11 protein-coding genes, 1 tRNA gene and 1 pseudogene are annotated in these 12,130 nt (G+C 60.5%); 4 read left to right on the top strand and 9 right to left on the bottom strand.

All coding sequences use genetic code 11. The features are described from left to right. Positions 1–314, bottom strand: a 314-nt coding sequence (locus AACZ55_RS12865; protein ID WP_339646672.1) for a helix-turn-helix transcriptional regulator, incomplete at its 3' end; no start/stop codon positions are given. A gap of 176 nt (positions 315–490) precedes the next feature. Here AACZ55_RS12865 and AACZ55_RS12860 point away from each other — a divergent pair. After that, on the top strand, positions 491–712 hold the full coding sequence (locus tag AACZ55_RS12860; protein ID WP_339646670.1) for a hypothetical protein: 222 nt from the start codon (positions 491–493) through the stop codon (positions 710–712). 42 nt (positions 713–754) lie between these two features. Beyond that, positions 755–2,050 carry an isocitrate lyase gene (gene aceA, locus AACZ55_RS12855; RefSeq protein WP_339646668.1) on the top strand — a complete coding sequence of 432 codons (1,296 nt, stop codon included), beginning with the start codon at positions 755–757 and terminating at the stop codon, positions 2,048–2,050. 92 nt (positions 2,051–2,142) lie between these two features. On the opposite strand, the gene AACZ55_RS12850 is transcribed toward aceA, so the two are convergent. Beyond that, entirely contained in the window at positions 2,143–2,565 is a 423-nt protein-coding gene (locus AACZ55_RS12850) for a DUF1294 domain-containing protein (RefSeq protein WP_339646665.1), read from the bottom strand. Between the two features lie 69 nt (positions 2,566–2,634). Further along, the gene (locus tag AACZ55_RS12845; protein ID WP_339646662.1) at positions 2,635–4,017 is read right to left on the bottom strand and encodes an MFS transporter; all 1,383 of its coding nucleotides are present in this window, start codon (positions 4,015–4,017) and stop codon (positions 2,635–2,637) included. 160 nt (positions 4,018–4,177) lie between these two features. Here AACZ55_RS12845 and AACZ55_RS12840 point away from each other — a divergent pair, with 160 nt between their 5' ends. Then, positions 4,178–5,758: a peptide chain release factor 3 gene (locus AACZ55_RS12840; protein WP_338608361.1), complete on the top strand. Its 1,581-nt coding sequence runs from the start codon at positions 4,178–4,180 to the stop codon at positions 5,756–5,758. 140 nt (positions 5,759–5,898) lie between these two features. Here the strand turns inward: AACZ55_RS12840 and AACZ55_RS12835 are convergent, their stop codons facing one another. The 4 genes and pseudogenes from AACZ55_RS12835 to AACZ55_RS12820 form a co-directional block, all read right to left on the bottom strand. Next, on the bottom strand, positions 5,899–6,468 hold the full coding sequence (locus AACZ55_RS12835; protein WP_339646659.1) for a DinB family protein: 570 nt from the start codon (positions 6,466–6,468) through the stop codon (positions 5,899–5,901). After that, complete coding sequence (locus AACZ55_RS12830; protein WP_339646657.1) at positions 6,465–6,881, bottom strand: GNAT family N-acetyltransferase; 417 nt, start codon at positions 6,879–6,881, stop codon at positions 6,465–6,467. Before AACZ55_RS12830 ends, AACZ55_RS12835 begins: the two co-directional genes overlap by 4 nt. Before the next feature lies 1 nt (position 6,882). Continuing rightward, a pseudogene (locus tag AACZ55_RS12825) lies at positions 6,883–7,773 on the bottom strand (ATP-binding protein); the annotation flags it as partial. 557 nt (positions 7,774–8,330) lie between these two features. Next, positions 8,331–8,405, bottom strand: a tRNA-Ala gene (locus AACZ55_RS12820). A 314-nt stretch (positions 8,406–8,719) separates the two neighbouring features. Here AACZ55_RS12820 and AACZ55_RS12815 point away from each other — a divergent pair. Next, on the top strand, positions 8,720–8,926 hold the full coding sequence (locus AACZ55_RS12815; RefSeq protein ID WP_339646654.1) for a hypothetical protein: 207 nt from the start codon (positions 8,720–8,722) through the stop codon (positions 8,924–8,926). 681 nt (positions 8,927–9,607) lie between these two features. On the opposite strand, the gene ampH is transcribed toward AACZ55_RS12815, so the two are convergent. Both ampH and AACZ55_RS12805 read right to left on the bottom strand, forming a co-directional pair. Next, positions 9,608–10,717 (bottom strand): D-alanyl-D-alanine-carboxypeptidase/endopeptidase AmpH, encoded by a 1,110-nt coding sequence (gene ampH, locus AACZ55_RS12810; protein WP_339646652.1) that lies wholly within the window; start codon positions 10,715–10,717, stop codon positions 9,608–9,610. Between the two features lie 483 nt (positions 10,718–11,200). Continuing rightward, the coding region (locus AACZ55_RS12805; protein ID WP_339646650.1) for an HWE histidine kinase domain-containing protein at positions 11,201–12,130 on the bottom strand (930 nt) is incomplete at its 5' end.

Genomic DNA, 12,130 nt, shown 5'->3' with positions numbered 1-12,130 from the left:
GGATGATGGGTGGCCAGATCGCGGATGTCGGTGTTGGTGAGGTCGGAATCGGCGAAAATATCGTCGCCGAACATTTCCATGAGATCGCCCGACAGCCTCGCATCGTCGCTTTCGGCCAATTCTCCCGCCTCAACCCCGAAATAACCCGCGACGCGGAACAGCAGCGGCACCGTGATGCGGCGCCGATTGTGCTCGATGAGGTTGAGATAGGACGCTGAAATCTCCAGCGCCGCGGCCAGTTGGGCCTGGCTGACCGATTTCTGGCGCCGCAACCGCTTGATGCGGCCTCCGATCTGCAGATCGAGTTGGTTCATCGGTCCTTCTCCCGGCTGTAAATCTTTACAGTCTTTACAAACTTGCCATCCTGGCTTTGCAAGGATTTACAGCTTAACATGCTGTTATTGCGTCTTTTCTTGCCTTTTTGACCTCAATTGTCAATTCTTTACTCAACCGGGCACGCTGGTGTGCTCATCAGCAGGAGACAAGAGCCATGAGCGCTCATCAGACAATCGACACGACCAGCGAAGATTTCATCACCATCATTGCGCCTTCGATGGCCGAGGTGATGGAGAGCTTCAGAAGCCAGGGGCTGGCCGAGCGGGATTATTCCATTGTCCACCGGGCCGGAAAGCACAGCTTTACGATGGCCGGCGGCGAGGCGCTGTTTGGCGGCACGCAGATGGTGGCCGCGACCTTTTCGCGGCGTGGCTGATCTCGTTTTCACCGCTTAAGATTTCAAAAGGAGGAGTTCTCAATGCTCGACAAGTCACCCGACCCCCAGACCTTCGAGGCCCCCGAATGGGCGCCGGACCGCTGGAGGAACGTCGCGCGCGACTATACGCCCGACGATGTGGCCCGGCTCTCGGGCAGCCTGCCCATCCGGCATACGCTGGCCGAGAACGGGGCGCGACGGCTGTGGGAATTGCTGCACAGCGAGGATTTCGTGCCGACCCTTGGCACCTTTACCGGCAACCAGGCCGTCCAACAGGTGAAAGCTGGATTGAAGGCCATCTATCTTTCGGGCTGGCAGGTGGCGGCGGACGCCAATTCGTCGGGCAACATGTATCCCGACCAGTCGCTTTATCCCGTCGATTCGGTCCCCTCGGTGGTCAGGCGCATCAACAAGGCGCTGCAGCGGGCCGACCAGATCCAGACCATGGAGCGCTATGAGGACAAATCGGACGCCGACACGGATTATTTCGTGCCCATCATTGCCGATGCGGAAGCCGGGTTCGGCGGGGCGCTCAATGTGTTCGAGCTGATGAAGGCGATGATCGAGGCGGGCGCCGCGGCGGTTCATTTCGAGGACCAGTTGGCCAGCGAGAAGAAATGCGGCCATCTGGGCGGCAAGGTTCTGGTGCCGACCCGGACCTTTGTGCGCACCCTGAACGCGGCACGGCTGGCGGCGGACGTCATGGGCGTTCCTACGCTGATCATGGCGCGCACCGACGCTGAGGCGGCGCAGCTGATCACCTCCGATGTCGATGACTACGATGCGCCGTTCATTACGGGCGAGCGGACAGAAGAGGGGTTTTATCGGCTCAAGGGCGGGTTCGAAGCTGCGATTGCGCGCGGGCTGGCCTATGCGCCCTATGCGGATTTGATCTGGTGCGAGACCTCGACGCCAAATCTTGAGGATGCGCGGCGGTTTGCAGAAGCGATCCGCAAGGAGCATCCCGACCAGATGCTGGCTTACAATTGCTCGCCATCGTTCAACTGGGCGAAATATATGGGCGAGGCGGATATGGCGGCGTTCCAGCGCGAGCTGGGCGCGATGGGGTATAAGTACCAGTTCATCACCCTGGCCGGATATCACAACCTTTCGCTCACCACATTCAATCTGGCGCGCGGATACAAGGACCGGGGCATGGCTGCCTATTCCGAACTGCAGCAGGCCGAATTTGCCGCCGAAAAGGACGGATTTACGGCCACGCGGCACCAGCGCGAAGTGGGCACAAGCTATTTCGATGCTGTGGCAACCGCAGTGAGCGGCGGGTCAAGCTCGACAACCGCCATGGCGGGTTCGACCGAGACGGCCCAGTTTCACTGAGGTCAAGGCCGAAGATAGCCGGACCAATTTATCCCCCGCCCCCGCTTTTTGATTCACGTGAAGCAATCAAATTCTGCTTCACGTGAATCAGCCTATTCGAGCAAGGCCGCCAGTTCGGCGTAAGACAGCGCGCCGACGACAATGCCGGCCAGCACCAGCCCATGCGTGACCGCAATCGCGCCCGTGGTCAGGGCGAAGCCGGGCTTTGCGGTCTTGTGTCGGAAGACCTGCTGGGCGAGCAGCCCGCCGATGATACCGAAAACGGCATCGAGGCCGTGCAATCCTGCCTCGCTGATCCGCCATCGACCGGCAATGGCGGCCTGTTTGTCCATCCAGTAGGCGAGCCAGGACGCGCCGCCCATTATGGCGTAGGGCGCGATCAGCCAGAATGGCGCCCGGTCCAGGATGATGGACGCAAAGACCAGCACGAGAAGGCTGACAGCGGCCCAGACACGAAGATCTTCGCCCTCGGGCCATCGGGCTTGATAAAGCCAAAGCCCCGGTCGTCGTCCCATTCGATCAGCGTGCCCTTTTCCATGTCCAACTTTCCTCGCCGCCTAACCGTAAGGAGAGCCGGTGAGGCCTTAAGATTTGATTGTCATGGCGCGGGCGGCGGCGACGGCCGGGAGGGACAGTACGGCACAAAGGGCGAAGGTGATGACCAAGGCGGTGGTCAATTGCTGGGTGGTTTGGGCCGAGGCGATGCCGGCGGTGTTGGCGATGAGGCCGGCGATGGCCGCTCCGATGCCATAGCCCGCTGACTGGATGGTGGGCAAAAGGGCCGAGGCCCTGTCGCGTTCGCCGGGGCGGGCGGCTTCCATGATGGTTTGGCTGGTATAGGCCCATGAAGTGCCATAGGCCGCACCGATCAGGATCTGAGCCAGGATGACAAGTGGGAGCTGGCCGATAGCAAAGGCGATGGCGAGCAGCGCGAGACCGGCAACGAGCAGGACAGGGCCGAGGCGAATAAGGCCGGGACGGGCGGTTTCGGACACGTTGGCGACAAGGATGGCCGTGGTTGACCAGGTGATCGCCATGACCGCGCCGATGACACCGGCGAGGGTCGGGCCGAAGCCGAAAATGTTTTGCAGCGCATAGACCAGGAACACCGCCGCGCCGGCCTGGGCCAGGGGCATGAGCAGAATGACCCAGAGACCAGCGCCCACAACGTCATTAAAGCGGAAGGCATGGGTTGGGAACAGCGGGGTGGTGGCGGTACGATCGCGGCCGATGACGGCGAAAAGCGTTGCGCCGGCGATGAGAAGACACAGGGCGGTGAGAAGCGGCGAATCGAGCAGGCCGCCAACCGAGACGGCCATGATGGCGGCGCCGATCAGCAGCAGCCGGACGATGGGCAAGCGGCCGGAAGATTTTTCGCGCAGGCCAGGTGGCACGATCGTGAGAACGAGGCCGATAAAAATGGCTCCGATGGGCAGATTGACGGCGAAGGCGGCGCGCCAGGAGAGGGTTTCGGTCAAGGCGCCCGAGAGCACCGGCCCACCAAAGGCGGCCAGCGCCCAGACCACCGATTCGGCGCCGAACACCTTTGGCACCAGGGCAGAAGGAAAGAGTTCGGGGATCAGCGCGTAGCATATGGCCGCGACGATGCCTTCGCCCAGTCCCTGAAGGGCGCGACCGACAAGCAGTTCGGGCATGGAGCCGGCGATTGCGGCGAGGAGCGAGCCGACAAGGAAAACCGAGGCGGCGGCGACCAGCGCCATGCGGGCGCCCAGCCGCGCCTTGAGCAGTGCGCCGCCGGCCCCGCCCATGATGGCAAACACGAGAAAGACCGTGGTGGCCCAGGACAACAGCGCCACGCCGCCCAGCTCATCGACAGCGGTGGGCAGGGCGGTGGAGACCAGAAAGCCGTTAAAGGCCAGGAGCGCGACGCCGAGGCACAGGGTGATCGTGGCGCCGAGATAGCGCGGGGAGACGATGGCGGACCATCCGGAAGCGGTGTTGGACATGGCAGAACTCATTTAAACAAGTACTTTCTTGGTAAATTGAGTTCGAGGGGCTGTCCAGCGGAAAAGCGAGGGGCTTTTTAGGGCCGCCGATTTGGTATAGTCAGGCGCACGAACCATATGGGTTTGCCAATCGCCTTCATCTTCCCGGAGATCTGCCCCAGTGAGCCTTGAGTCCACCGGCTATAAAAGCCGCCGTACCTTCGCGATCATTTCGCATCCGGACGCCGGCAAGACGACGCTGACCGAAAAACTGCTGCTCAATTCCGGCGCCATCCATCTGGCGGGCGAGGTGAAAGAGCGCGGCGAGCGGCGTCGGACCCGCTCGGACTGGATGGAGATCGAGCAGAAGCGCGGCATTTCGATCACTTCGAGCGTGATGACGTTCGAACATGACGGGCTGACGCTGAACCTGCTCGATACGCCGGGCCACGCGGACTTTTCCGAAGACACCTATCGCACGCTGACGGCGGTGGATTCGGCGATCATGGTGATCGACGCGGCCAAGGGCATCGAGGCGCAGACGCGCAAACTGTTCGAAGTGTGCCGGCTGCGCGACATCCCGATCATCACCTTCGTCAACAAGATTGACCGGGAAGCGCGCGATACGCTGGAAATCCTCGACGAGATCATGGAGACCCTGGCGCTCGACACCGCGCCGATGATGTGGCCGGTGGGCGCTGGCGTCGACTTTAACGGGCTTATCGATCTCGAGCACGGGCGGTTCATTTCGACCGAGGGCAGGCCGGAGGCCGAGGCGCCGGGAATCGAGGCATTGGCGGGGCGGTTTGCCGATACGCAGAACCAGCAGATTGCCGCCTCGATGGAGGGGCTTGAGCTGGCCAACGGATCGCTGCCCAAATTTGACCAGACCGCGTTCGAGGAGGGCACGCTGACCCCGGTCTATTTCGGCTCGGCGCTCAAATCGATCGGCGTGCGCGAACTGCTCGAAGCGGTGTGCCGGTTTGCGCCCGAGCCGCGCACCCAGCCAGCCCGGCCCGAACCGGTTGACCCGTCCATGGCGGCGTGCACGGGGTTCGTGTTCAAGGTTCAGGCCAATATGGACCCCAACCACCGCGACCGCGTGGCCTTCGTGCGCGTGGCTTCGGGGACGCTCAAGCGCGGCATGCGGCTGAAAAACGTGCGCACGGGCAAGGATTTGAAAGTCGCCAACCCGATGTTCTTTTTCGCGCGCGAGCGCGAGCTGGCCGATGAGGCGGTGGCAGGGGACGTCGTGGGTATTCCCAATCACGGCACGCTCTCGGTCGGCGATACGTTGACCGATGGGCCTGACGTGACGGTTACCGGCATTCCCAATTTCGCGCCCGAACTGCTGCGCCGCGTGCATCTTTCCGATGCTTCGAAAACCAAGCAGCTGGCCAAGGCGCTCAACGATCTGGCCGAAGAGGGCGTGGTGCAGGTGTTCAAGCCGACCTTGGGCTCGGGGTATTATGTGGGCGCTGTGGGGCCGCTGCAGCTTGAAGTGCTGACCAGCCGCGCGGCGGCGGAATATTCGGTGCCGATCCGGATCGAGCCGGCGCAATATGTGACGGCGCGCTGGGTCAAGGTCAACGACAAGGCACAGTTCGACAAGTTCGCGGCGCTGCATCGATTGAACATCGCCGAGGACCGTTATGGCGATCCGGTGTTTCTGGCTCCCAGCCAGTGGGAAATCGACCGGTGTGCAAAGGACTTTCCTCTGCTCGATTTCATGGCCACCAAGGATCGCGGGCTGGCGGCTTAAGTTGTATGGAGAGTTAGGCGATGGCGGCCTGCAAACCGCAGCTTTCTGCGCTTCCGGTGCTCACGTACTGAAAGTACGCTCCGCTCCGGTTCTCGAAAACCACGGTTTTCGGCTCGCCCTGACCTAACTCTCCACACAACTCATTCATCCCCGAATCCCAGATCGGCTTCAGTCCAGCCGAACGCCGCCAATTCCCCGGCGCGGAATTTTGCGTCGTCGGAGACGATGAATTCGTCGAGTTGGGGCGGGGCGAGGGGCGTTCCGGCCAGCATGGCGTGGACCTGGCCGCGATGGTGGGTCTGGTGGGCGAAGAGGTGGTTGAGCACATCGTCGCAGCGTTCGGTCTGGATGCGGGACTGGCGGTGGATGGCGATGGGACGGGCGAGATCGGCAATTTCTAGCGCGTCGCAGAACGCGACAAGTTTTTCATCGCTCTGGCGCTGGGCAGCATAAAGCGCACGGGCCGTATCGAAGGGTTCTTCGTTTTCCCATGCCCATGGACCAAGCGTTCCGCCTTCAAGCGCGTCGATATAGAACCAATCGATGACAAGGATGTGGTTGAGCGTTGCCCTAAGGGAAGGGAAAAAGCTCACGCGCCTTGCCGTAAACTCGGACTGGTCGAGCCCGATGACGGCCTGCGCCAGGCGATGATTGGCGAGGGCGTTGTTGCGGGCGAGCTTTGTGAGCATGCGCAGGGCGGGGTCGATCATGGCGTCTTGACCATGACGCGCGCCATGCCGATCGAGGCGGGCATAACGGGCTGAAAACCGAATTTTCCATAGAGATGGCGCGCGTCGCCATCGGCGATCAGCGAAACATAGGCCTTTTCGGGCGCTTCGCGCTCGAGCCAATCGATCAGCGCGGCCATGATAGCCTTGCCCAAGCCCTTGCCCTGATGGGTGGGATCGACCGCGATGTCGGTGATCTGGTAGGCGGTGCCGCCATCGCCGATGATGCGGCCCATGCCGACGACGTGGCCCTTATGGACAACCAGCACGGCGAAAAGCGAATTGGGAAGGCCCTTTTCCATGCCATCCCGGCTGCGGGGCGACAGGCCCGATATGGCGCGCAGTCGGGCAAAGGTTTCGATATCGGGTATCCGCGCGACAATCTTGTAGTCCATATCAGGCATTGGCCATGTTGATGCGATAGCTCAGGGCCTCGGCGATGTGGGGGCGCGAGACGGTTTCGCTGCCGGCAAGATCGGCCAGTATGCGGGCCACTTTGAGCACCCGGTGATAGGCGCGGGCAGAGAGGTTGAACGTTTCCGCAGCCTTGAGCAGGAGGTCGCGGCTTTCGGCGTCGGGAGCAACGATCTGTTCGATGGCGCTCGAAGGGGCGGCGGAATTGGTGTGGACGCCCGAAAGGTCCAGTTCGGCATAGCGGCGGCGCTGGATATCGCGGGCCGTGGCCACGCGCTGGGCAACTACGACGCTGGGCTCGCCCGGTTTGGAGCCGATCATGTCCGTTGCCGACACCGCAGGAACATCGATGCGGATGTCGATGCGATCAAGGAACGGCCCGGACACGCGGCCCTGGTAATCGGCCGCGCATTTTTCGCCGCGCCGGCAGGTGTGGCCCGGCGTTCCCGCCATGCCGCATTTGCACGGGTTCATGGCGGCGACCAGCTGGAAGCGCGAGGGGTAGGTGACGCGCGCATTGGCGCGCGCGATGACCGTTTCGCCCGATTCGAGCGGCTGACGCAGGCTGTCGAGCGCCTGAGCCTGGAATTCGGGCAGCTCATCGAGAAACAAAACCCCATTGTGGGCAAGCGAGGCCTCGCCGGGGCGCACCCGCAAGCCGCCGCCGACCAGCGCGGCCATGGAGGCCGAATGATGGGGGGCGCGGAAGGGGCGATGGTCGGAAATCTGTCCGCCCTTCAACTCCCCGGCAATCGAGGCGATCATCGACACATCGAGCAGTTCGCGCGGATTGAGCGGGGGGAGGATGGAGGGCAGGCGCTGGGCCAGCATGGATTTCCCCGCGCCGGGTGGGCCGACCATCAACATATTATGTCTATAAATGTTTGCTCTTGATGAATGGCCAAATGGGGGCCGGATGCTGCATGTCCGGTTTGGCAGGAATGGAAGAAAGCCGAGGGTCGGCATCCGTGAAGAGTTTCGGCAGCCGATAGGCGCCCGAAAGTCTCCGAAGAACGAACCCGAGAGCCCCGTGGCTGGACGCTATGAGTTTTCTGGATTTGGCCCACTTGGAGAGAGTCGGAAGATGGCGGGCGCCGGCACTGGGGTCGCGCGTGACGATGAAGAGGCTAGTGAATCGGCGTTCTGGGTGCCAGATGCGATTGAGCGTGGCGGCAATGATGGTGCGGTCTTGGACTGGCGCGAGATGGTCTGCAGGCCCCGATGACGGTTGTCCGATTTCTTGGTGCCAGTTACGCGCGGCCTAGATGCGGCGATTACATGACGAGCGGGAGCATAAAAGCCTCAATAAGCTGCCACGCGCCATATAGCGCCAGGAAGTTGAGTGGCAGGACGACCAGCCAAAGCCCGAAGACTGCAATCTTTGAAGTTGCAGTTCGTTTGGCTGGCATGCGTCCGCTCGCTCCAAAAAATGGAGGCAAGGCCAGGACTTGAACCTGAATCTCTGGACTTGCACGCCCAGCGCGTATTCTTTCCGCCACCTCGCCAGTGCTGCAACTCTAGCAAAGACCAATTCGGGTTCAATTGAACAGGCTCATAGCGGTCAACGAAAAGGGTTAATGCTTGTTCTGAGATTGCAGGGTGGTTGCCCTTGTGAGGGCAGCCACCCGCATGCCGCAACCTCGCTTAGGGAACTCAGTCACGCGGCATCAGAGCTTCAAACCCGTAATGGTTGAGCATGAACAGTTGAGTGCACTCACTACTAAATCACTCAATGCACACAGTTAAGCGAGACAAAGGTTACCGTCTGGTAAAATCATCGCTTGTTTCACCTGGCGGTGCTCGGAACAACTTTACTATATTGTCGCGCTCCTCGCGCGATGAAGGCGATGGGCTTGGCTCCATCGTCCTGTCGTCCAGCAGTTTGCAGACTTCCGAATATCAGGGCGAGGATGTGTTCGAGCTCAGCGTCATCCCAGACCTCGCCAGCCAGCATGGCTCGGCTCTGTTCGACTTTGTCTCGGGCCATCTAGTAGGCGGCAGGCATGTGGTCACCGCCAAAGACTGAACTTCACGAGAATGAACGTCCAAAGCGCCACAGATTGAAGATGTCAAATTTACTTTCCCATTCGATCGGCAAACCAATTGTCTTCAAGCTGCCTGCAATCCAGTTTTACCGGCCCCCTCGCCGTTGCCATCCAAAGATGTCGAGGCGAGGGCGTCATTGCTGTTCTCCAGAGGGGCTGCAAGGTGTTGCTGGCCGCAAAGATCTGACCCGGTATTGGGGGATTTTCCCACTGAGATCTGACTCAGGTTTGAACGCTATCCTGTCCGTTTCGGGCGGGAGATCGAGCCGTGCTGGACACCGCGTTTTTGAGCGCTATGCGGTGCTGGGATTTCCAGGACGGTTTTTTAATCCGGAAGATTTCGCGGCGCACCGGACTGTCCCGGAAGACCATTGGCTAATATCTCAAGGTCCGATACGGTTGAGCCGATGGTCAAGGTGCCCGAGCGGCCAAACACGATCGACCCGTATGCCAAACCGCTTTCAGGCTGGCTGAATCTGAGAGAGCCAACCGCGCAAGCAGCGGCGCACGTTCAACCAGAACCACCCCGATCTGGTCAGCCTTGGCTTTGAGGCTCCTGTGGTCGGGTCGCGGTTTTTTGCCCGGCGCTGAATGACGATTTCCAGCGCCAGCAGTACGCACCGACCGCAGCGTCTTTGGACCCCTGGCTATTGAGTCTGGAGTCAGCGGGGTGCGAGGCTGGCAATCAGATCGTTTGCGACTTCGGCCATTGCTGTTGCGGCGGCGAAGTCGAACTTGTTGATTGCCATGAATACGCCGACGCCGCGCGAGGGCGCAAAGGCAATGTAGCTAAACACCCCATTGGTCCCACCAGCCTTTTGGAGGAGCAATGGGCGCTCGCCCTCCGGCATCATGATCACCCAGCCAAGCCCCATTGCATCCATTTGGCCGGATTCGTCCATTCCGAATACGGGATCAAGTCCGTCACGCATGACCCATGCTGCGTGGCTGATCGAGCGGGCCTCTGTCCCTTCCTCGCCGAAGCGGTCGAGGTTCCAGGAAAGATACTCCACCATGTCGTTGGCGGTCGTATAGAGCTGCGACGCTCCGAAGCGGTTGGAAATTGGATCACCGGGATCCATCTCGTCGTCATTCCAGTCATAGCCGGTCATGACATTGTCACCCTCGGGGCGCGCGTAACCGGTGGCACTCAATCCGATGGGGTCAAGCACGGTTTCCTGGATCAGGTCGGCATACGGCATACCAGCGCGTTCCGAGAGCGCCATAGCCAGCAGGTCAAAACCGATGTTGGAATATGCCATGCCCTCCCCTGGCGCAAAGAGCAGCGCGTCTTCTTCTAAATTGGCCGCAAATGACGCATCGCTGTAGCGTTCCACGCCTTCGACGGGCGCGAGTTCGCGCGGAAACCCGCTGGCGTGCGTGGCCAGATCGACCAGCCGGATGTGACGCCCACCGCGTTCGGGCAGCGTGCTAACGAGGCTGATGTGCGGTTCAGCAGGGTCAGTCAATGCAACCGTGCCCTCGGCGACCGCATGGGCCAACGCAAGGCCAGTGAAGCTCTTCGTGATGGAGCCGACACCGATTTGTGTATCGCCGTCGGGTTCGCGAGCGCTGTCGATCGCAATTTCGCCGAAGCTGGCAATCGCATTCTCTCCATCTCGCACAGCGGCAATGACCAATCCTGGAACGCCGGTTTCGAGGTGAAAAATTTGTCCGGTGAAGCCTATCACCTCTTCGAGAAGGGGGTCATTTGCTGATGCAGGTGCCGCAGTCAGCAATGCGGCTGTGGCGACGGCGAAGACGTGTTTCATCGGTGCGCTCCAGAGTTTGGCCAAAACGGAAACGCTAGAAGCGCTGTGTTAACTTTTCGTTGGCTGCTGGGTCAGATTTTACGGGTCTGTGATGTATGAAGGTGGATTTCAAGCTGCCAACATGGGCCCGCAATGCACAGTACCAGCGAAGGATCCTATCGGTCTGGACCTGCTATGGCAGCCTGATTTAGCCTGTGGGGGAAATTACGGCAGGGGGCATTGTGACTGGGCCGTGTGAGGCTCTTTGTCTGCAATGGGTGGGCAAAGCTTGCCTTGACAGCGAAAGGGCGATCGCCCCGCAGGGCAGCCGCCGCACGCCGCATTCTTGCTTATGGACTTTAATGGTGCGGCATGACGAGCCTTCAAACCATTCGCTTGCGGGCGCGTACTTGAGTGCACACGCTACAAGATCACTCAACGTCCCAAATTTGCACGAACTTCGGGGACCGACAGGTAAGCGATCTGCACGATAAAATGGAGAGCTCAGCTGTCGACTTGTGTCAGCCCATGCGATCCATCAACGGTCAAACGCCAAAGAATGCCGTTTGGCCGGAACGTTAGTCCGACCGATCCTTGTATTGCCCGCTCGACCATATCCACCATGACGACCTGGCCAAAGCCTCTATGGGTGGGCGGTGCAATCGGCTCCGGAAGGGTTTCGTCCCATTCGATGTGCCATCCGCTTTCCGGATGGCCAGACCATTCCACTCTGAGTGATGCAGCTTGCTGGCAAAGAGCACCATGCTTTAAACTATTGGTCGCCAATTCATGCAGCGCCATGCCGATCATCTGCGCGTGCTGTGGACAAACTAAGATCTCAGGGCCACCCACTGTAACCCGGCTATCACGCTCAGCACCGATCGTTTGCAGCTGACCAGCCACGAGGTCCTTGATCAACACAAAGGCCCAGGCTTTCGAAACCAGGAGGTCGTTGCTGGCCGCAAGTCCACCAAGTCTTGCTCCAAACGCATCAAGAAACGCTTCAGGCGACGTCGTGCGCGCGGTGCTGCGCGCAATAGCCTGAATGACGGTGAGCAGGTTTTTGGTGCGATGATTGAGCTCGCCCATCAGATAGCGTGATTGTTCCTCCGCTATCCGCTGGTCCGTGACGTCGGTATTGAGCCCGGTCATTCCAAGAAACTTTCCAGCGCTGTCAAATCGGGGATTGGCCTGGGTGCGCATGATCCGATAAATTCCGTCTGCACGCCGATACCGCGCTTCGACCGCAAAAGGCGCCTGGTCTCTCATTGCGTTGATGAACGGCTTTTGCAGCAGTTCGACGTCGTCAGGGTGCAGCGTAGACGACCAATCAAATTCATCCAGCTTTTCGGGATCAACACCCCAAAATGTGCGGAGAGCGCTGTTGAGAAATAAACATCGTCCCTCCTCGTCACCCATCCACAACATGGCGGG

Origin of the sequence: uncultured Pelagibacterium sp. (assembly GCF_963972885.1) — a bacterium.
GTDB classification, from domain to species: Bacteria; Pseudomonadota; Alphaproteobacteria; order Rhizobiales; family Devosiaceae; genus Pelagibacterium; species Pelagibacterium nitratireducens.
This window is presented reverse-complemented; position numbering and strand designations above follow the sequence as displayed.

What these genes read in the sequence shown, in the direction of transcription:
- AACZ55_RS12860 (WP_339646670.1), top strand. Translation starts at nt 491, where the DNA reads ATGAGCGCTCATCAGACAATCGACACGACCAGCGAAGATTTCATCACC.
- aceA (WP_339646668.1), top strand. Translation starts at nt 755, where the DNA reads ATGCTCGACAAGTCACCCGACCCCCAGACCTTCGAGGCCCCCGAATGG.
- AACZ55_RS12850 (WP_339646665.1), bottom strand. Translation starts at nt 2,565, where the DNA reads ATGGGACGACGACCGGGGCTTTGGCTTTATCAAGCCCGATGGCCCGAG.
- AACZ55_RS12845 (WP_339646662.1), bottom strand. Translation starts at nt 4,017, where the DNA reads ATGTCCAACACCGCTTCCGGATGGTCCGCCATCGTCTCCCCGCGCTAT.
- AACZ55_RS12835 (WP_339646659.1), bottom strand. Translation starts at nt 6,468, where the DNA reads ATGATCGACCCCGCCCTGCGCATGCTCACAAAGCTCGCCCGCAACAAC.
- AACZ55_RS12830 (WP_339646657.1), bottom strand. Translation starts at nt 6,881, where the DNA reads ATGGACTACAAGATTGTCGCGCGGATACCCGATATCGAAACCTTTGCC.
- ampH (WP_339646652.1), bottom strand. Translation starts at nt 10,717, where the DNA reads ATGAAACACGTCTTCGCCGTCGCCACAGCCGCATTGCTGACTGCGGCA.